Raw genomic sequence first — 20,022 nt, 5'->3', positions numbered from 1 at the left:
AATCTAATTAAAATTAATATTGAAGGTGGTACCCACATTTACTTCACTTTTGGCCGAAATTGACCCGCCATAAGCCTCTACCTGCATTTTGGTAAGGAAAAGACCAATTCCCTTGGCATCGGGGTGCCTATGGAAGACCTTGTTCAATCCAAACAATTTATGGCCATGCCTTTTTAAATTGATCCCTTGCCCATTGTCCGAAACCTTCAAATATTTTTTACCATTTGCAATTCCGGAGGTTACATATATTTTAGGCACTCTAACCGTACTCCTGTATTTCAGGGCATTTCCTACCAAGTTAAGAAAAATACTCTCCAAATAAATTTTATTATATGCAATTTTTGGAAGTTTTGTAAAATCGCTTTCAATTACAGCCCCGGTCCTCATAATTTCACCGGATAGAATTTCCTGTGTCTTGACCATTACTGAATTAAATTCAATTTCCTCCAGCGTATCCACTTCATTATCTTTCTTGATATTTAAAGCCTCTACCAGGGTATTGAGCGTTAATGTAAGGTGATTGATAACTGTTTCAAATTTTTGAAACAGATCATTGCGTTCCCCATCACTTTGGGCATGTTTATAAAACCCTAAAAGGGAATTCAGGTTACTGACGGGGGCTCTTAAATTATGGGATGTAATTTGATTAAAGTCAGCAAGTTGTTTATTCTTAGTCACCAATTTCTTGGAGAATATTTCCAAACTTTCCTTTGCTTCCAGAATCTTGCGTTCGGACGCTTTTTGAGCGCTGATGTCGCGGATAGCGGTCGACACCAATACGCCTTCTTCCGTTTTAAGGGGGCTACGACTGATCTGTATCGGTATAGGCCTTCCGCTTTTCTTTATTCCTACCAACTCCTTTCCTTCCCCCAACTCCCCTATTTGGGAATTAAATAGGAAAGCCTTGGAATCCTCGGAATTAGCAGCTATCACATCATCAGGAATTAGTTTTGCCATGGGTTTCCCTGTTAATTCCTGAACGCTGTAACCAAATAATTTTTCCGCCTGCCTGTTGATCATATTAATTCTTCCCTGCTCATCGGTAATCACCATGGCATCAGGAGCCGACTCCAACAGTCCACGAAATTTTTTCTCCGCCATCCGCTGCTCCGTTATATCCTGACAGCTACCTATCAACTCGATTACCTCCCCTATATCATTGGTCATAATTTCTGCCAAAAGCTGTATATTTTTTACCGTTCCATCCCTCAATTGAATGCGATGTATGAGGTCCGGGAAGCTTTTCTCCTTAATGGCCATCTGAACATGATTGGTCACCAATTCCTTATCCTCGGGATGTACGAAGGAAAAATAAGTATCGTAGGTCAGTTCCTGTTGCCCTGCATCCAATCCAAAGATTTTATAAAGGTTGGCAGACCAACTAACCTGATCTGTAATGGTATTCCATTGCCAGTTCCCGATCATTGTAAGGCGTTCCGCAAAATTCAAAACCTGGTTTTTTCGCAATAACTCGTTCTCTGCTTTTTTAGTGGCCGTAATATCGGATGCTACACTTAATGACCCAATTATCTCCCCATCTGCATTTTTAATGGCCGAGATAGTTACCTGAACCGTAATTTTAGTCCCATCTTTTCTAATATAAGTCCATTCCCTAATATCAAAATCATTATTTTCCGCCAACCCTTTTAATGGATCCATTCCATATTTTTGGGACATATCCTTCCTAAACCTCTCAACCTCCTCCATCAAAGTAAATACACTAGGTACTTTTGTGCCGATAATTTCAGATGCCGAATAACCCAATAAATATTCAGCACCATAATTGAAATGATTTATAACCCCTTTATCATTGGTAGTAATTATCGCAATGGTCTTGGAATTGAATATGGCCTTTATTTCGGCATTTGCCTTGTTAAGTGCCATTTCGGAAAATTTTCTATGGCTTATGTCCTGGAATATCCCGTAAAGTCGCACACATTCCCCTTCCTCAAATTCACCGTTACCAACAGTCCGTACCCATATGGTTTTTCCTTTGGCGGTCACAAGTTCTACTTCTACATCATACGGGAGTCCAAGTGTAATGGCCTTTTCCAGCGACTTTTGCATAACATTCCTACTTGCACCTTCCTTATAAAAATTTAGGGCAGTTGATAGACTTGGCCGAAAATTTTCTGTTACCCCATGTATTTCGCAAACAACCGGACTCCAATAAACGCCGTTCGTTTTCAAATCCACTTCCCATATCCCCAAACGGGCTACTTCACTGGTCTTATCCAAAATATCCAACATGCGGTTCCTTTCCTTTTCCCTTTCCTTCTGAGGAGTGATATCCCCGGTATGCATGAGCAAACCTCCTATCTCCCCCTCCGCAACATACCAAGGACGTACATCCCAATAGATCCATTGTATTGTTCCATCGGCACGCTTAAATGGTGCCTCCTCGCAAATATCAATGGCTCCGTTAAGGCATTTCTGATGGTTCAGTTTCCATTGCTCCCCTATTTCCGGAAATATATCATAGTGCGAACGGCCTATAATTTCCTTTCCTTCCATTTTATAATCCCTGATCCAACGTTGGGATACCGCAATATATCGCATATCCTTGTCCAACATAGCAATAGCCGTTGGTGCCTGTTCAATAAAGATCTTATTATACTGTTCACGTAGTTCCGAAGCATTTTTATACATATTCAACTACTTATTATTTATGGAAAAATTTCTAAAGGTTAAATTTTATAGCCCTACCTAATGTGCATCTTGTAGGAAGTTCCAACAATCTTTCACTTTAACAACCAAGGGTTAAGAACAGATGCGTGTAATCTTGGATTTCAAGTACCCTCTTTTAAATGTTAATTTCCAATTGTTAAATTTAGTTTATTTTTCCTTTATAAAACGAAGAGGACCAAGCATATATCCTTATTAATATAACGATTGTAAGAGTGTTGCCACAAAAGCCAAAAGATCATAGGCGCTATGGGCAATTATCCCCAAGGCACGGCTATCCGGAAATCTTAAGATTGAAGTAATTAGGTAAAATATTTATCCTACTAAATTTCACCTTTTATGATTAAGGGCGAAGTCTATACAATAGTGGGGAATTTAAAGGCCCAACTTAGTTAAGCATTACCCAGAGTCTAGAAACTGGACGGCATTTTTAGGAAAAAGTCCAAGGTCGGTACAGTATCTAGCCTTAATGTCCAGACCATTACCTAATACGGCAAGTAAAAGCTCCTTCCCTTGGTTAAGGGAAGGTGGATTCTCCGACCAAAGGAGGAGAATACGGAAGGGATTGAAAAATGTAGAATTCTTCCTTTATAGACTGACAACAATATTTGCTTAAACACAACCATTAGTCATGATCCCTAGTTAACACTGGAACTCTTTTATATTATTGGACTCAAGGCCTATTCGGCAACCCTTAACTTTATACAAAAGAGCCAAATTACAAAAAATATGGAATGCTATAATTGGATGTACCGTTTATAGGTAATTAATAGGATTAGGCCAATTTTGCCTTGTTCATTTTTGTGGTAAAAGACAATTCCTTTTTGATCCTTGAATTTTTGAACATGTACAAACGGGCTACTTTGTTTTCGGTTTTAACGGAAACTTTATTATTAAGAACAGTAACAATACCCATGGTAACGGTCTCTACTTTCGTTTCCTGCCCCACATTGTTTGCCTGTGCAGCCATTCCGATAAAAAGAACAAAAATTAAAGTTAAAAGCGTTTTCATGATATGTTGTTTTGTTATGTAAATTTAACGCCACACGGACCCCTTAACGGGTCACAAATCGTTCAAAACCCCCTATTTTTCGGTATCTGACAAATCTTCCGATAAAGTGTGAAAAATGCTCGACAAGTGAAGAACCGTTTAAAAATCACTAATCGATATTATTGGTGTTTAATCGGTAATTCCTACAGGAATTTGAGAGCAAATACAGGATTCATTCCGTATTTGTAGTAATTATCACAGCGCATTTTTAGATGCATTTCGGCAGGCAATTCCGCATATAAAATGAAATTTTAAAACTTTTAAGCCGAATTCCCGTAAGTATTCTTGGTTTACGGACACTAAAAGGATAGCGTACTTTTTATACTAATTTTTGGTAAAACTGTTCTATCTTTATAAGGACAGGATTATAGAATTTGTAACATTTTGAAAACATAAGCCGGCACGATAAAGGAAATAACATACTAATATTAAGAAATGTATCTATGAAATATCCATTAGCAAAATTTTCAAACCCACCGAAAATGATTGCGTGGATATTACACCCGCCTGAACGAAGAAGTCGGGCAGGTCTGACCGATAAAAAACAATAAATATAAACAGATGAAACTATTACAGATTACCCTCTTCACTATCTTGGGGTTTACCGCAATCAGCTGTCAATCCAAAACCAAATCGGAACAAAAGCATGAAATAATAGCGGATCTTTCAGAAAATGGGTTTCAACAATACGAAACCGCCTATTTTGCCAGTGGATGCTTTTGGTGTGTGGAGGCCATTTTTGAAAGTGTAAAAGGAGTTCAGGAAGTGATTTCCGGTTATTCTGGCGGTAAGGAAAAAAACCCTACCTATGAGGACGTGGGTTATGGGCGTACCACCCACGCCGAGGCCGTAGAAATCTATTATGACCCAAAAGTTGTTTCTTTTGAAACCTTGGTAAAGGTATTTTTTGGCTCCCATGACCCCACTACCTTAAACAGGCAGGGGCCGGACAAGGGTGCCCAGTACCGGTCCATAGCCTTTTACACAAATGGTTCCGAAAAGAAAATAATAAACGACTACATTTCCCAACTCCAGAAAGAAAAAGTCTATTCCGCCCCTATAGTCACGGAAGTAAAACCCTTTGCCATTTTTTATGACGCAGAGGACTACCACCAGGATTATGAAAAAAACAATCCCAACAATTCCTATATCCGAAATGTATCCATACCTCGACTGAAACGATTTAAAGCTAAATTTCCTGAATTGTTAAAGGAAGGGGTGCATTAATTTTAACCTTTCAAGGTATTGGGTCTTTTCTCGAAGGCCATTATCTAGGGGAACATAGGAACTATTTATAAATAATTGGGCCGACCACAATAGGTGTGTCGGCCTTTTTTATGGTAGATTATCAATTTAACAAAAAGGCTAATTTTAGTACAATAGGACAATTTTTAATCACTTTTTTATACCTTTCAAGTCCACATATAAAAAATAAGATTAAAAAATGGAATTAAAGTCAAAAATACCACCTACCCTATTCTCCATACTTCTATTGGCATTCTTATTGATAGGTTGTGCAGAAACGGAAAAGGACACCACACCTTGGGCAGATTTGTTCGATGGTAAGTCCTTCAACGGTTGGAGCCAAAAAGGGGGGGTGGCCAAATACGATGTTGTGGACGGCACCATTGTTGGAACCACTGTTCACAATACTCCCAACTCCTTTATGGCTACCAACAAAATGTATGGGGATTTCATTTTGGAATTGGATTATAAGGTAGATCCATCCATGAATTCAGGGATCCAGATCAGAAGCAATAGCATTCCAACCTACAAGGACGGCAAGGTACACGGATACCAGATCGAAATAGACCCCTCGGATAGGGCTTGGAGTGCCGGTATATATGACGAGGGCAGAAGGGGTTGGTTAAATCCTTTGGACGGCAACCCAAAGGCGCAGCAGGCCTTTAAACAGAACGATTGGAACCATTACCGGATAGAAGCCATAGGGGATACCATAAAAACTTGGATAAACGAGGTCCCCGCAGCATATCTAATAGATGATAAAACGGCTAGCGGTTTTATTGCGCTACAGGTACACGGTATAGGCAAGGACAAAAACGAAGGAACCCAAATAGTTTGGAAAAACATTAAAATACTTACGGACAACCTGGAAACCTATTCCAGAAAATCGCCCCTAACCCCAATAATTACCAAAAACAAGCTTACCGTGGGCGAAGAAAAGGATAACTGGAAACTTCTCTGGGACGGTGAAACCACCACTGGATGGCGTGGGGCCCGATTGGATGATTTTCCCGAGTCCGGATGGGAAATTGCGGATGGTGTCCTTACCGTATTGCCATCCGGTGGTGAAGAATCCGCAGCAGGGGGAGATATTGTTACCACCGCACTATATGGGGATTTCGAATTAAAAGTAGATTTTAAACTTACGGAAGGAGCCAACAGTGGAATAAAGTATTACGTAAATACCGACCTTAATAAAGGGCCAGGGTCTTCCATTGGTCTGGAATACCAAATTTTGGACGATGCCCGTCACCCGGATGCCAAATTGGGCAATCACGAGGGCAGTAGAACGGTAGCTTCATTGTACGATCTTATTCAGGCAGACCCCAACAAACCCATTAACCCTATCGGGGAATGGAATACTGCACATATCATATCTATCAACAACCATGTTGAACATTGGTTAAACGGCACCAAAGTTTTGGAATATGAGAGAAAAAGTGAGGCCTATCGAAAATTGGTATCCGAAAGTAAATACGTAAAATGGCCGAATTTTGGCGAAGGGGACCAAGGACACATCCTTCTTCAAGATCATGGGGATAGGGTTTCTTTTAAAAACATCAAAATTAAAAGCATAAACAAAAGCGAATAAATGAAAACTAGAAGAGATTTTATTAAAAAAACAGCAGCAGGCAGTGCGGCACTCAGCTTGGTAGGATTGGTTATGCCAAGTATGGGCTACAGCAATATTTTAGGGGCCAATGACAAAATTAATGTAGCCGTAATAGGGGTGAGAAGCAGGGCCAAGGCCCACTTCGTGGCCATAAACCAGGACCCCAATGCCAAAATCCTTTATAGTTGTGATGTGGACGATAAAATTCTGGAGGAACACAATGTTTGGTGCAAAGAGAATATCGGTTATGTCCCCAAAGTGGAAAAAGACTTTAGAAAAGTTTTGGAAGACAAGAAGGTAGATGCCGTATTTATAGCCACCCCGGAACATTGGCATGCTCCCATGGCCATCATGGCCCTACAGGCAGGAAAACATGTGTATGTAGAAAAACCATGTAGCCACAATCCGCACGAAAACGAGCTTCTGGTAGCCGCACAGAAGAAATATGGCAAAAAAGTGCAAATGGGAAACCAGCAACGTTCTTCCCAAAGTTCTGCATTGGCCGTTAAAGAGATCCGGGAGGGAATCATTGGAGACGTCTATAAAGGCGAGGCCTATTATTCCAGTAATAGGGGATCCATTGGAATTGGGAATAAAATAGAGGTGCCAAACACATTGGACTGGGATTTATGGCAGGGTCCCGCACCTAGGGAATCTTACAGGGACAATGTGCACCCTTACAACTGGCATTGGTTCCGTACTTGGGGCACAGGGGAAATACACAACAATGGTACCCATGAAATTGATATTTGCCGTTGGGCATTGAGCGTGGACCTGCCCAATAGTGTAACCTCCTTTGGAGGGAAATACACCTTCAAGGACGATTGGGAATTTGTGGACAACCAACAGGTAACCTACACATTTGATAACGATAAATTTATTACCTGGACCGGACATAGCCGTGGTTTAATTAAACCGGAGCAGCCCGGAAGAGGGGTTACCATTTATGGTAGCAAAGGAATGATTACCCTTAGCAGAAACGATTACAACCTGTATAATCTGGATGGTAGTCTAATAAAGAAAGTTGAGGAAGGGGTAAAAAGTGCTACCACCAATACAATGGGTATGGGTGGTTTGGATGTAAATCACATACATAATTTCTTTAGTGCCATCCGTCAGGATACTTCCCTGAATTCGGATATCAACGACGCCAGTATTTCTACCATGCTGTGTCATTTAGGGAATATTGCCCAGGATGTTGGTAGGACCATTCACATCAACACAACCACAGGAAAGGTTAAAAATGACGATGAAGCCATGTCCTATTGGAAAAGGGAATACCAAAATGGCTGGGAGCCTAAATTATAATTTGTTGGATTAAATGACATACAGCGGGGGATTTTCTATATAAATCCCCCGCTGTATTATTTATTAAAGGTTAAGTACAAGTCAAAAATCGATCAGAGCATAAAAATATGTCATTGCGAACAAAGTGAAGCAATCTGCCCAATGGGCGACAGATCGCTTCGTACCTCGCGATGACGAAAAACTATTTTTTATCATGTACTAAAAAATCCTGCCTTTACCGGCAGGCCCGCTCCCGATGGTTATCCGGATAAATTTCCATAAACTATGGAAGTCCACAGTTGGCAAAAAGCAGTTATATATGATAATTTTGTCCGGTCGAGCGCAGTCGAGACCTCAATTTAAAGATATAACTGTCAAAATAACCTCTCGACTCCGCTCGAGGAGACAGTAGCAATTATTGAATTTACACGAAATCAATGTCTTGCAATTACTTTTATGTCGAATTCACGTTTAAAGCTTTCTACCAACAGAAGGAGTTTAGTTATAAATAACAATTCCCATTACTTTAGAACAACTTCTGTAAATTTGGAATTAATAATAACGGACTTGCCACTACCCTTGTTTATATGATATCCCTTGTTCAAGGTATTATATCCATTTTTTGTTTTTACCATATACAGTTCCTTTGGGTAGACCAATTCGGAATTGCTGCCATTTACTGTAATGTTAAATGCGGTCTTGGGCAGGGTACAACGGAATTCGGCGTTTTGCAGGTTGATATCCAAATTGGTAAAATCCTTGGAAATGGCATTAATGGCCAAGGGACCAAAGCTATTTTTTATAAAGGCCCTATTTAATAGGTTATCAATATTGATATCGGAAAAAGTAGCGCTTAACGTCAGGTTTTCAACTTCCTTGATATCTACCTTATCCGAATAATCCGCTTTTAATTGACCATAATTCCATTTTTGCACACTTACAGGGGAATAGGAAGCATCTATAAACGTCTTATCGCCATCAATGGTCGTTGCCAACAAACTGGAATAGGATAAAGTAGCACTTAGATTCTTTGTGTTTTCGGCAAGGATAACTTCCCCATGCCTTACGTTCATTTTAATTTTGGTAGACTTCGGCAATTTTATTTTTATCGTTTTCTTGACCTTTACATTTTTGTCCCCTCCCTTTTTTATGGAATAGAACACATTGGGAGCATTTTGCCGGGCCAGGTCCAACACAATAATTTCATTACTGGTCCTCTTTGCGGAATCGACCTTTATCGCTATGGCATTCCTATCGTTCTTACTTACCTTCAACTGTTTCCCGGAAGTTATGGATCTGGCCATTTGTTCTTGCTCTTTTTCATGGATTTCCATTCTTTGGGTTTGTATCTCTTGCAATCGCTGCAATCGGTCTTGTTGGGCCTGTTCCCTCTTCCTCTCCATTTCCATTCTCCTTTTATCGATCTCGGCCCGCTTTAAATCCATACGCTTGCTCCATTCTTCCATTTTTCTTTCATAATCCTTACCAAAACCCTTATCAAATTCTTTCTTCCATTCCTTTAAATAGGCTTCCCCATCCTTTTTATAGGACTCATAATCAAATGGTTGTATATTCATTGGGGGAAGTGGGGGCATTTCCATCATTTCCGGAAGTTCTGGTAGCTCCACCAATGGTGCTATGGTTTGGGCTCCCCCTGCCCCATTAAATTGATCCAAAAAATCAATATCGATATCAATATCTTCGGCATTGTAAGTTAGGAACTCCCGGTGCCCAGATGCTGTACTGATACTTATATTCTTACTATTTCCTACTATTTTTATAGGTTCCTTTTTAAAATAGCTGTCCGCTTCCTCCTCGGAGACATCCTCCAATTCCACCACTGCAGAAATATCCACTTGATTCTTGTTCCATGTTTCAAATTCAATATCGGCGTAACTGGTGTTTACTTCCAGTACCACATCGCTGGATACATTAAAATTCTCATGGAAGGTTTTGGTCTTTTTTTGCCCCCAAATAGCACTGGTACACAACAATACCATTATCCCCGTAATAAGTCCTGTCTTTTTCAATATCGTTTTCATCTGTACAATGTATTTTAGTTTAATATTTCGTCTTCTCAGACACTCCTAATCAAAGTATCCTTATCCGCTTGCATACCATGGGTTTGCAATTCCTTTAACTTATCCCTCAGTTTGTACAACAGCTGCAATCTTAGTTGTAGATTTTTTATCAAGGCGGTTATGGTCTGGTCGTTGGGGCCAATTGCGTTTAATTCCCCATTCAACTTTTTATACTCTTTATTCAATTCCTCCAAGCGTTCCATATAACTATCTATTAGGGTTTTGTTCCTATCGGAAATTTCCAATTGTGATAATTCCAGATTTATGCTTACCATATAATAATCCTCCACCTTCTTTAAATCCGGGGAAAGATCCCCTAGGGAAATCCCTTTTTCCTCGGGCATGGGTTTATCCTTTTCAACTATGGTAGCCTCCACAGCTTCCTGTCCATTCCATGGCACAAAAATGTAGGCCCCCAAGCCAATAAGAATTATGATAGCAGCGGCAATTTTGAACCAAGGGAAAGAAAGACCCTTGGAAACCGGTAGTTCCCCTTCCATTCTTTTTAAAAAACGCTGTTCATGGCCAGCCTTCATTGATAGCTCTATTTCCGCATCGGAATTCCTGAACATATCCCTAAGATCTTGCGACATAGTTGTTCGATTTTAATAGTTCCTTTAATTGTCCTTTACCCCTTAATAACCTTGTCCTACAAGTAGAATAACTAATATCCAATATTTCGGATATCTCGCTGTGATCGTACCCTTCTACCAGAAACAATTGCACCACATACCTATACTTATCCGGCAACCCTGTAATGGCATGGATTACCTCTTCCACGGTGACCTTGTCCTCTACCGACCAATCTTCATCTTCCACAACATGCATATACCCTTCATTCAATTCCACGGTATTGATTTTTTTCGATTTTAAAAAATCGATACTCTTGTTTACCACTATCCTTTTTAACCAAGCCCCAAAGGTTACTTCTCCCTTGTACTGATCCATTTTTTGAAAGGCCTTGATAAATGATTCCTGTACCACATCTTCCGCATCGTCGGGATTTCTTAAAAATCGCATCGCCACACAGTACATGCCCTGACAATATTGATTGTACAGTTCCAATTGCGCTTTGCGATCATTACGTTTACATTGTTCTACCGTATCAGTCTGAAACATTTTGGCCAGTTTCTGTTGTTGTTGGGAAGGTTTGGTTACATTTAAATCATTCCTGATAAATCCCAATTACCTAAAGGACGACGGAATGATTGTAATGTTGCAAAAAATAGTATTTTTATCTTAAATCTTAAAAAATGCTATCTTGAATCAAGTTACAATTAAAAATAGTTTCATCACCATGACCGTACTGGACTACGGTGCCATCATACAAAAATTGATATTAAAAAATAAGGATGTCATGGACATCAATGTGGTGGTGGGCTTGGAGGAACCTGAAAAATATTTAACGGACAACAAGGCCCTTGGTGCCTGTATAGGCCGTTATGCCGGAAGAATATCCAATAACGGTTTTGAAATCAACAAGGTCCACTATCCCATTTATTCCAGGGATGGGGTGCATCTCCATGGTGGACAAAAGGGCTTTGGAAAGAGGTATTGGACCATAGAGCAAGTACAGGACGGGGAAAATCCGTTTGTAAAACTAAGTTACCTAAGCCAGGATTTGGAAGAAGGCTATCCTGGCAACTTAAAATCTACGGTGACCTATAAATTGGTCGGCCCATCCTTGTTCATAATTCATGAAGCCGTTACGGATAAGGCCACGCCGGTAAACTTGACCAACCATTCCTATTTTAACCTGGATGGTGCAGATACCATAGACCAATGGAACCTACGGTTGCCTTGCCCCGAGTACTTGGAAACGGATGACAAACTACTTCCTACTGGAAAAATAGTTTCCGTTTTAAATTCCAAATACGATTTCCTGGAGATGAAAAAAATTGGCCAAGTACGATTGGATACTCCGTTTGCCATAAATCCTAACTTGGAAAAAGGCATCGAATTGGCTTCCGAAAGATCCGGTTTGTCCATGAAGGTGAAGACCAATCAACCGGGCGTGGTGGTCTATACTCCTGCTGCGTTTGCTGCCATCTGTTTTGAAACACAGAATTTTCCGGACGCTCCCAACCAGCCACACTTTCCCAATAGTATTTTGCAACCCGGAGAAACCTATTACAATGAAACCGAATTTAGGTTTAGTTTCGTAAATTAGAACCCTTAAACCAAGTAAAACCGAGGATATGAAATTTCTTAAATGGTTCCTGGCAGTTGTTGTAGTGTTGGCATTGGCCTTCTTTTTATTTGGAAGGCCCTATCTAAAGGAACAGACCAAAAAGATTAGCCCGGAAAAAACGGCCACTTATGGTAAGAATGGAATGGATCTACAAGTAAATTACAGTAGTCCCTTTAAGAAGGGTCGTGAAATTTTTGGCGCATTGGTACCCTATAATGTAGTATGGAGGACCGGCGCCAATGAACCTACCACTTTTACTACCGGCAGCAACATCAGTGTTGGCGGCAAAAGTTTGCCCGCCGGTACCTATTCCCTATGGACCATCCCCGGTAAAGAGACCTGGACCTTTATTTTCAATAGCGAAATCCCCGATTGGGGAGTGACAATCTTTAGTGGAGGGAAAAATACAAGTAGAAATGCCGATGCCGATGTTTTAGAAGTAAGCACTCCGGTACGGCAATTATCGCAACCCATTGAAAGCCTATCCATAGATTTTGAGGAAAACGAACAGCTTTACCTTAGTCTTGCCTGGGACAAGACCAAGCTAAGCCTTCCTATTAAGAAATAGTTTTGGCCACCAATAAAAACAAGGACAGAAATAGTAATCCCAAAGCTTTTAGAAAAAAGAGTCCGACCACATCAGAGTTGGTACAAGGTATTTTAAGCGGCGACATAGCCACCTTGGCCAGGGCAATTACATTGGTGGAAAGTGCCAACAGTGCCCATTTTCAAAAATCCAATGAAATTATCGGCCAATGCCTGCCCCATAGTGGTAAAAGTTTACGGATTGGTATAACCGGTGTTCCCGGAGTAGGCAAAAGTACCTTTATCGAAACTTTCGGTACCTTCCTTACGGCCTTGGGAAAAAAGGTGGCCGTACTGGCGGTAGATCCTTCCAGCAGTATAAGCAAGGGTAGTATTTTGGGCGACAAAACCCGTATGGGGGAATTGGTGAAGGATAAGAATGCCTACATCCGCCCCTCCCCCTCTGGCCATTCTTTGGGAGGGGTGGCACGTAAAACCCGAGAAACCATAATCCTCTGCGAAGCTGCCGGCTTCGACACCATCTTAGTGGAAACGGTCGGGGTAGGCCAAAGTGAGACCGCGGTACATGGAATGGTAGATTTTTTTTTATTGTTGAAATTGGCCGGGGCAGGTGATGCACTACAGGGAATTAAAAGGGGCATCATGGAAATGGCAGATGCCATTGTAATCAATAAGGCCGATGGCAACAATGTGGAACAGGCCCACTTGGCCAAAATTGAATTTACCAAAGCCCTGCACCTTTTTGCTCCAAAAGAAAATGGATGGACCCCAAAAATACTCAGCTGTTCCGCAATTCAGAAAACGGGAATATCGGAAATATGGGAAATTATAAAGACCTATATTGACGATAAACCTGGCCTGGAAGGAATAATGGCAAAGAGAAGAACACAGAACAAATTCTGGTTGTTACAGACCATTGAGGACCAGCTGAAACAACAATTTTATCAGAATAAAAAGGTGAAAATCCATCTGGACCAAATGACAGAATTGGTGGTAGAGGGAAAAATTTCCCCGTTCAAGGCCGCGGAAAAGTTATTAGGTCTGGCCAAGAAACCCTAATTTTTACATGTGGTACCTGAAGAATAATTACAAAATGTATAAGCTACCCTTTGCCATACATATTATGTAGCCGTACCAATTGCTAGCCTACAATAAGATGTGCGATCCAATGTAACATAGGTGGACAAAGTTGATTATCTTTGGCCCAAAATTTTAACCACAAAAGCACTTATCCCTGCATAAAATGAATTACGAATTCACCATAATTATTCCTGTCTATAATGAAGAAGATAATTTGGAACGTGTTGAAAAGGAGCTTAAGGACTACATGACCATTTGTACAAAAAAGGCGAAAGTACTGTTCGTTAATGATGGTTCAAAAGATAGGAGCCAAGAATTGATAGAAGCCATTTGCCAGAGAAACGAAACTTTTGGTTTTGTGAAATTTGTCGATAATAAAGGATTGAGTGCGGCCATCAAAGCCGGTTTTGACTATGCCAATACCCCTCTGGTAGGCTATATAGATTCTGACCTACAGACATCCCCTGAAGACTTTAACCTTCTCCTGGAATATATAGGCCAATACGACCTGGTTACCGGGGTACGGGCAGACAGAAAGGATTCTTTTGTAAAAAATGCATCTTCCACGATCGCCAATGGCATACGCCGTGCATTTACGCAAGACGGCATGGACGATACCGGCTGTCCGCTGAAAGTAATAAAAACGGATTATGCCAAAAGAATTCCTATGTTCAAAGGTTTACATCGGTTTTTACCCGCCATGATCCTACTACAAAATGGAAGCATTGTGCAAATTCCGATTCGCCATTTTCCACGAATGGCCGGAACCGCAAAATTTGGCCTTTGGAACAGGTTATTGGGACCACTTATGGATTGTTTTGCCTATTTATGGATGAAGAAGAAATATATTAACTACCAAGTAGATAAAATAGGGTAAATGGCAGATTGGATGGTTTATGCAATTGGCTTTATTGCCCAAATTCTGTTTTCCAGTAGAATGTTGGTGCAATGGGTACTTTCGGAAAAGAGCAAAAAAGTAATTACCCCCAGACTCTTTTGGCAACTAAGTCTATTGGCTTCATTTCTATTGTTCGTCTACGGATGGTTGCGCAACGATTTTGCCATAATGTTGGGACAGGCCCTTACCTATTTTATCTATATCCGCAACATCCAGTTACAAGGTGAATGGACCAAATTGCCAAGGGCATTTAGGATTTTCCTATGGGTTTTCCCATTGATAATTATAGTTTATGGATACAATAACAATACCTACGACCTAAGGCAATTCTTCAGCAATGAAAATATTCCTATCTGGTTGCTTTTGTTGGGCAGTATAGCCCAGGTTATTTTCACCTTTCGGTTTGTATACCAATGGATATATTCCGAGAAAAAGAACGCCTCCAGTCTTCCCTTTGGTTTTTGGCTGTTAAGTTTAATTGGGGCCTCCTTGATTCTTACCTATGCTATTTTCAGGAAAGACCCGGTACTATTTGCGGGCCATTCATTGGGATTGATCGTCTATTTAAGAAATCTGTTTATCCTTAAAAATCAAGAGCATGACCTGGTTGAAAAATAATCCCATTGCCCTGATCTTCTTGGCGGGAACCTCCATTTTTCTTTTTCATTTGAACGTTGTTCCCGTTACTATCATGGAAGCCAGAAATTTCATTACGGCAAGGGAAATGATTACCGAGGGCAATTGGCTGCTGACCACCTTGAACGAAATGCCAAGATATGAAAAACCCCCTTTGCCAAGTTGGATCACTGCGCTCTTTGGATTAGCTTTTGGTTTGGAAAATATAGCCGCACTTCGGCTACCAACTATGTTAATGGCCATAATTTTAGGATATATGGGATATTTGTTATCCTTGAAATTATGGAACAATAAATTGCTTGCACTTATTAATGCCCTAATTTTATTAAGCTCTTTTTATATTATTGTAATTACCATTGAAGCTCCATGGGATATATATACCCACGGATTTATGTTGATAGCCATCTATTTTTTATATGGTTTTTTTAGCTTTCCGGACAACAAATGGAAGAACGGTCTACTTGCCGGACTCTTTATAGGCCTTTCCTTTATGAGTAAGGGACCTGTTTCATTATATGCACTTCTACTCCCTTTTCTCTTGGCCTATGGGTCTGTATATAAATTTAAGGGCTTTGGTATTTATAGGAAATACGTTCCGCTACTGGTCATGATCCTATTGGCTACGGTTATTGGACTATGGTGGTTCCTTTATGTTCGGCTGGCCGATCCCGACGCTTTTTTGTCAATAACCAAAAAGGAAACTGCCAATTGGTCCAGCTACAATGTGCGCCCCTTCTATTATTATTGGAGCTTCTTTGTGCAAAGCGGCATATGGTCCCTTCCAGCTTTGGTAAGTTTACTATATCCCTATCTTAAAAATAGGGTAAGTAATAAAAAGACCTACCAACTTACCCTGCTATGGACTATTTTTTCCGTAATTCTACTGTCTATCATTCCTGAAAAAAAAGCCAGGTACCTGGTGCCCGTTTTAATTCCACTCGCCCTGAATACAGGATTTTATTTGGAATACATCATACATAATTTTAAGAATTCCCTAAGCCCTAAGGAAAAAATTCCAGTATATTTCCACTTTTCCCTTGTAGCGCTTATTGGTATGGCCTATCCGTTTATTGTATATTTTCTTCTTAAGGATGGTTTAAACGGCCTATGGGGTTATTATATCCTTTCTTCCCTTGGACTCTTCGTTATAGGTGTCTTACTTTTTATTAAATTAAGAAAGAGTGATCTGTATGGCTGTTTCCTGCTCACTATAGCCCTAATTGCTGCCATAAAATTATTGGCGATGCCGCTTATGGGAGCTATGGACAAAAATTCGGTGTACAAAAGTATTTCGCCCTTACGGGAAGTAGCACAGAAAGATGGTTTAAACATCTATTGCTTTGGAGAAATTTCCCCGGAGATGCTTTGGGACTATGGTGCCGGAATTCCTGTACTTAAAGGGGAAGAGGAAATCACAATACCCGACGGGGAAAAATTTGGCGTGCTGGTAATTCCGACGGATGAAAATGAATTTAAACGTATCTTTGACCCGGAATATAGCTATACGCTAAAAACCGTATACGATTTAAACCATAATGCCGATCCCGGGAGCAAGGGACATAGGAACCGTTTGATAAGTAATTTATATATAGTTCAAAAGCGATGATGAATATCTTTTCCAAAATTGAAAAAATAGGATACGGCATTGTATTGGCAATTGTATTGTTCGGTCTTTATATAGGGCTAATGGACGATATCTATTTTGATGTTAATTATGCCCAGGAAGACGGCCCGGTTGAATGGGGAACCGCCATAATGCTATTTGGCATTTTTTTACTTTCCCTATACCACCTAATAAAGTTATGGCGCAGCAAAAAAATATGGTGGAAACTGGGAACCTTCCTGTTTGTGGTCTTGTTCCTTTTTGCTTCAGGAGAAGAAATTTCATGGGGACAACGAATCTTCGGAGTGGAATCCAGCGAATTTTTTATAGAAAACAACGCCCAGGGCGAAACCAACCTTCATAATTTGGTGGTAGGTGAAAAAAAAATAAACAAAATCATCTTTAGCCAATTGTTGTTCTTGGTAATGTTCATTTACCTTATTATTACCCCTGTTCTCTTCAGAAAATACAATTGGTTTAAGGATTTGGCCAACAAATTTGCAGTACCCATTGTAAAATGGCATCATACCATCGCCTTTTTAGTGGCAACCGTTTTTGTTGCCCTTAATCCGGCGAGCCGAAAATGGGAAGTGTACGAATTGGCATTCGGGGCCATCTTTTTCCTTATTTTTCTAGGTCCGCTGAACAAGGAAATTTTTGAGCGGGAAACGTCTAACTAAACTAATGGGCAAGGGGGTGTTGGAATGAAATGGAATTCCTTGCCAAGGAGTGGATGATATGTTGGCTGTATGCTTTATGCAGTTGACAAAAAAGGGTAAGTAAAAATAAGACCAACCTGAATTGGATTCCTGGATCAGGGAGTGTATTTGGAAACGGCCTTTAGAAAGAGCTTCAAAAATAATCCTCCCAAAAAAGTGCCAATTAGGGTTCCAGTAAGCACATCCAAGGGAAAATGCACCCCAATATATATCCTACTATAAGCAACCACAGATGCCCACACCATTAGCAACAGACCTATATATTTGTACTTTGTCCGTAACAAGGTGGCAAAAAAAATGGCTACGGCAAAGGAATTGGCGGCATGGGCGGAGAAATAGCCATATTTTCCGCCACAGGAACTTTTCACCAAGCGCATCAGATCGATTATCCCGCTATCATGGCAGGGTCTCAACCGTTGCACCCCATACTTAAAAAAATTGGCCAATTGGTCCGTTACAAGAACGAGCAGTGCAATAGCCACTATGGCCATTAAAAGGCGTTTGGGACCGAATGCCCTATAGGTTAAAAATGCCAACAGCCCATAAAGGGGAACGGAACTCCATTTATTGGTCATGAAAAGCCAAAAACCGTCCCACTTGGCACTGCCCAAATTATTTAGGAACAGAAACAATTCCTTATCGTAATGTATCAATTGGTCCAGCATAGGCTATTCTTCGTAACGAGAAATTTCCCGATCATAGAAAGCCGTAGCCTGTTCAATTAAATTCTCTGCCTCGGCCTCCAGCTCCTTTTCGTCCTCCTGGGTAAAATCTTCCAGCCACTCTACCTCATCGTTTTCCAGGTTGATTATAAACCTGGGGTATTCCGTATGTACTACAAAAATAGCCGTTGGATAATCCGTATTATCCCCTAATAAAAATTTTGGAAATTCCATAAAACAACTTTTTATATAATTATCGATATCCACAAAACTATCCCATCCCGGGAGATACCGCCTTGCCTAAATGTCAATCAATATCCTCCAATCCACTTTGGGCAATTAGTTTCTTGGTCAGATAATTAAATCGAATATACAACATTATGGCAGATGCCGTAAGTCCGGACAATAGACCGATCCATATCCCGATACTCTGCAAAGACGTGTAGAGTCCCAGATAAAAACTAATGGGAAAGCCTATTATCCAATAGGCGACAAAGGTAATCATAGTGGGTATCCTAACATCCTGCAGCCCTCTTAACGCCCCCAATACCACCACCTGTAGACCATCCGAAATTTGAAACACGGCCGCGACCAAAATTAGTTCTGCCGCCATCTTGATCACCTCCAAGTTATCTGCCAGATTGTTGGCATCCCCTAGATCCAAATAAATTGTTGGCAGAAAGTTGTTCAAAACAACAAAAGATACCGCAAAAACAATTTCCAATAGCAAGGTGAGCAGAAAAATAGACTGTGCAATTCGCCTTAATTCTTTAAAGTCCATTAATCCCTTTTGATTTCCCACACGGATCATAGCCGCCACGCCCAGTCCCATTCCTACCATAAAGGTCATACTGCTCAAGTTTAAGGCGATTTGGTTGGCCGCTTGGGAATTTTTCCCCAAAACACCACTTAACCAAACTGCTGCCGTAAAAATGGCTACCTCAAAAAACATCTGTAAGGCCGAAGGAAATCCGAGATCAAGGATTTTCTTCATGACCCTTTTCTCTATGTCCCTAAAGTTGAATCCGGTAACATAGTCGTGAAATTTCTTTTTGTTCTTCAGCAGTACCCAAAGAAAAATGACCATAATAATACGGGAAATCAATGTTCCCCAGGCTGCCCCCACGATTCCCATTTTAGGAAAGCCCCAGGAACCAAAAATTAAAAGGTAATTCAATAGAATATTTACAAAATTTGCAATTACCGTGGCATACATGGGATACTTGGTCTGGGACAGGCCTTCGGAGAATTGCTTAAAAGCCTGGTATATAATTAAAGGAACCAAAGAAAATGCCACTAAATCCAAATAGGGCATGGCCAATTCCACCACTTCAGGAGGTTGTTTCATTAGGTACATGAGCGGCTTGGCCAACAATATTATCCCAAAAAGCGAAATTCCCATAATGGTGCACAATAATAGACCGTGCTTAAGTGCGCTTTTACCAGCAGCCACATTGCCCGCCCCATCGGCCTCGGCTACCAACGGGGTTATAGACGTAGAAAAGCCTATTCCCAAGGACATGGCTATGAACACAAAACTATTGCCCAAGGAAACCGCGGCCAATTCTGCCGTACCCAATTGCCCCACCATAACATTGTCGGCAAACTGTACAAAGGAATGCCCGAGCATACCTAGAATTACGGGAAAGGAAAGGGATAGGTTGTAACGAAACTCCCTTGTATATTTATGTAACAAAACGCTTTACTTTTGAAGGGGCAAATATAT

At 40.6% G+C, this 20,022-nt stretch carries 18 protein-coding genes; 10 read left to right on the top strand and 8 right to left on the bottom strand.

Annotation, left to right across the window (positions count from 1 at the left end; genetic code table 11):
* Positions 1–3: 3 nt before the first annotated feature.
* Positions 4–2,649 carry a PAS domain S-box protein gene (locus D0S24_RS18740; protein WP_117021360.1) on the bottom strand — a complete coding sequence of 882 codons (2,646 nt, stop codon included), beginning with the start codon at positions 2,647–2,649 and terminating at the stop codon, positions 4–6.
* Positions 2,650–3,460: 811 nt separating this feature from the next.
* On the bottom strand, positions 3,461–3,697 hold the full coding sequence (locus D0S24_RS18735) for a hypothetical protein (RefSeq protein ID WP_117021359.1): 237 nt from the start codon (positions 3,695–3,697) through the stop codon (positions 3,461–3,463).
* Between the two features lie 600 nt (positions 3,698–4,297).
* On the opposite strand from D0S24_RS18735, the gene msrA reads away from it, so the two are divergent.
* The 3 genes from msrA to D0S24_RS18720 all read left to right on the top strand — a co-directional run bounded on the left by msrA (position 4,298) and on the right by D0S24_RS18720 (position 7,901).
* Entirely contained in the window at positions 4,298–4,963 is a 666-nt protein-coding gene (gene msrA, locus D0S24_RS18730) for a peptide-methionine (S)-S-oxide reductase MsrA (RefSeq protein ID WP_117021358.1), read from the top strand.
* 217 nt (positions 4,964–5,180) lie between these two features.
* Complete coding sequence (locus D0S24_RS18725; RefSeq protein WP_117021357.1) at positions 5,181–6,572, top strand: DUF1080 domain-containing protein; 1,392 nt, start codon at positions 5,181–5,183, stop codon at positions 6,570–6,572.
* Complete coding sequence (locus tag D0S24_RS18720) at positions 6,573–7,901, top strand: Gfo/Idh/MocA family protein (protein WP_117021356.1); 1,329 nt, start codon at positions 6,573–6,575, stop codon at positions 7,899–7,901.
* Positions 7,902–8,401: 500 nt separating this feature from the next.
* On the opposite strand, the gene D0S24_RS18715 is transcribed toward D0S24_RS18720, so the two are convergent.
* Genes D0S24_RS18715 through D0S24_RS18705 form a run of 3 tightly spaced genes read right to left on the bottom strand, consistent with a single transcriptional unit; the run spans position 8,402 to position 11,080 of the window.
* A complete protein-coding gene (locus D0S24_RS18715) occupies positions 8,402–9,922 on the bottom strand; it encodes a hypothetical protein (protein WP_117021355.1) in 1,521 nt (506 codons plus the stop codon).
* Between the two features lie 35 nt (positions 9,923–9,957).
* On the bottom strand, positions 9,958–10,554 hold the full coding sequence (locus D0S24_RS18710) for a hypothetical protein (protein WP_117021354.1): 597 nt from the start codon (positions 10,552–10,554) through the stop codon (positions 9,958–9,960).
* A complete protein-coding gene (locus tag D0S24_RS18705; protein WP_117021397.1) occupies positions 10,538–11,080 on the bottom strand; it encodes an RNA polymerase sigma factor in 543 nt (180 codons plus the stop codon). Before D0S24_RS18705 ends, D0S24_RS18710 begins: the two co-directional genes overlap by 17 nt.
* 142 nt (positions 11,081–11,222) lie before the next feature.
* On the opposite strand from D0S24_RS18705, the gene D0S24_RS18700 reads away from it, so the two are divergent.
* The 7 genes from D0S24_RS18700 (at position 11,223) to D0S24_RS18670 (ending at position 17,595) form a co-directional block, all read left to right on the top strand.
* Positions 11,223–12,131: an aldose epimerase family protein gene (locus D0S24_RS18700; protein WP_117021353.1), complete on the top strand. Its 909-nt coding sequence runs from the start codon at positions 11,223–11,225 to the stop codon at positions 12,129–12,131.
* 28 nt (positions 12,132–12,159) lie between these two features.
* Positions 12,160–12,720 carry a DUF2911 domain-containing protein gene (locus D0S24_RS18695; protein ID WP_117021352.1) on the top strand — a complete coding sequence of 187 codons (561 nt, stop codon included), beginning with the start codon at positions 12,160–12,162 and terminating at the stop codon, positions 12,718–12,720.
* 2 nt (positions 12,721–12,722) lie between these two features.
* Positions 12,723–13,757, top strand: coding sequence for a methylmalonyl Co-A mutase-associated GTPase MeaB (gene meaB, locus D0S24_RS18690; RefSeq protein WP_251795835.1), 1,035 nt, complete (start codon positions 12,723–12,725; stop codon positions 13,755–13,757).
* A 184-nt stretch (positions 13,758–13,941) separates the two neighbouring features.
* Positions 13,942–14,655, top strand: a complete 714-nt coding sequence (locus D0S24_RS18685; protein ID WP_117021350.1) for a glycosyltransferase family 2 protein — start codon at positions 13,942–13,944, stop codon at positions 14,653–14,655.
* Complete coding sequence (locus tag D0S24_RS18680) at positions 14,656–15,294, top strand: lipid-A-disaccharide synthase N-terminal domain-containing protein (RefSeq protein WP_117021349.1); 639 nt, start codon at positions 14,656–14,658, stop codon at positions 15,292–15,294.
* Entirely contained in the window at positions 15,275–16,918 is a 1,644-nt protein-coding gene (locus tag D0S24_RS18675; protein ID WP_117021348.1) for a glycosyltransferase family 39 protein, read from the top strand. The genes D0S24_RS18680 and D0S24_RS18675 overlap by 20 nt, the downstream gene beginning before the upstream one ends.
* On the top strand, positions 16,915–17,595 hold the full coding sequence (locus tag D0S24_RS18670) for a hypothetical protein (protein ID WP_251795834.1): 681 nt from the start codon (positions 16,915–16,917) through the stop codon (positions 17,593–17,595). The genes D0S24_RS18675 and D0S24_RS18670 overlap by 4 nt, the downstream gene beginning before the upstream one ends.
* A gap of 134 nt (positions 17,596–17,729) precedes the next feature.
* On the opposite strand, the gene D0S24_RS18665 is transcribed toward D0S24_RS18670, so the two are convergent.
* The 3 genes from D0S24_RS18665 to D0S24_RS18655 form a co-directional block, all read right to left on the bottom strand.
* Complete coding sequence (locus D0S24_RS18665; RefSeq protein WP_117021346.1) at positions 17,730–18,299, bottom strand: phosphatase PAP2 family protein; 570 nt, start codon at positions 18,297–18,299, stop codon at positions 17,730–17,732.
* A gap of 3 nt (positions 18,300–18,302) precedes the next feature.
* Positions 18,303–18,530 carry a hypothetical protein gene (locus D0S24_RS18660; RefSeq protein ID WP_111624748.1) on the bottom strand — a complete coding sequence of 76 codons (228 nt, stop codon included), beginning with the start codon at positions 18,528–18,530 and terminating at the stop codon, positions 18,303–18,305.
* 73 nt (positions 18,531–18,603) lie between these two features.
* Positions 18,604–19,992, bottom strand: coding sequence for an MATE family efflux transporter (locus tag D0S24_RS18655; RefSeq protein ID WP_117021345.1), 1,389 nt, complete (start codon positions 19,990–19,992; stop codon positions 18,604–18,606).
* Positions 19,993–20,022 lie beyond the last annotated feature (30 nt).

The organism is Arenibacter sp. P308M17 (genome assembly GCF_003426735.1).
In the GTDB taxonomy this organism is placed as follows: Bacteria; Bacteroidota; Bacteroidia; order Flavobacteriales; family Flavobacteriaceae; genus Arenibacter.
The sequence above is the reverse complement of the archived record's forward strand: the minus strand, read 5'-3'. Positions and strand labels throughout refer to the sequence as shown.

Excerpts from the sequence above, each read along its gene's own strand:
- D0S24_RS18740 (WP_117021360.1), bottom strand. The coding sequence starts at position 2,649 with ATGTATAAAAATGCTTCGGAACTACGTGAACAGTATAATAAGATCTTT.
- D0S24_RS18735 (WP_117021359.1), bottom strand. The coding sequence starts at position 3,697 with ATGAAAACGCTTTTAACTTTAATTTTTGTTCTTTTTATCGGAATGGCT.
- msrA (WP_117021358.1), top strand. The coding sequence starts at position 4,298 with ATGAAACTATTACAGATTACCCTCTTCACTATCTTGGGGTTTACCGCA.
- D0S24_RS18725 (WP_117021357.1), top strand. The coding sequence starts at position 5,181 with ATGGAATTAAAGTCAAAAATACCACCTACCCTATTCTCCATACTTCTA.
- D0S24_RS18720 (WP_117021356.1), top strand. The coding sequence starts at position 6,573 with ATGAAAACTAGAAGAGATTTTATTAAAAAAACAGCAGCAGGCAGTGCG.
- D0S24_RS18715 (WP_117021355.1), bottom strand. The coding sequence starts at position 9,922 with ATGAAAACGATATTGAAAAAGACAGGACTTATTACGGGGATAATGGTA.
- D0S24_RS18710 (WP_117021354.1), bottom strand. The coding sequence starts at position 10,554 with ATGTCGCAAGATCTTAGGGATATGTTCAGGAATTCCGATGCGGAAATA.
- D0S24_RS18705 (WP_117021397.1), bottom strand. The coding sequence starts at position 11,080 with ATGTTTCAGACTGATACGGTAGAACAATGTAAACGTAATGATCGCAAA.
- D0S24_RS18695 (WP_117021352.1), top strand. The coding sequence starts at position 12,160 with ATGAAATTTCTTAAATGGTTCCTGGCAGTTGTTGTAGTGTTGGCATTG.
- D0S24_RS18685 (WP_117021350.1), top strand. The coding sequence starts at position 13,942 with ATGAATTACGAATTCACCATAATTATTCCTGTCTATAATGAAGAAGAT.
- D0S24_RS18680 (WP_117021349.1), top strand. The coding sequence starts at position 14,656 with ATGGCAGATTGGATGGTTTATGCAATTGGCTTTATTGCCCAAATTCTG.
- D0S24_RS18675 (WP_117021348.1), top strand. The coding sequence starts at position 15,275 with ATGACCTGGTTGAAAAATAATCCCATTGCCCTGATCTTCTTGGCGGGA.
- D0S24_RS18670 (WP_251795834.1), top strand. The coding sequence starts at position 16,915 with ATGATGAATATCTTTTCCAAAATTGAAAAAATAGGATACGGCATTGTA.
- D0S24_RS18665 (WP_117021346.1), bottom strand. The coding sequence starts at position 18,299 with ATGCTGGACCAATTGATACATTACGATAAGGAATTGTTTCTGTTCCTA.
- D0S24_RS18660 (WP_111624748.1), bottom strand. The coding sequence starts at position 18,530 with ATGGAATTTCCAAAATTTTTATTAGGGGATAATACGGATTATCCAACG.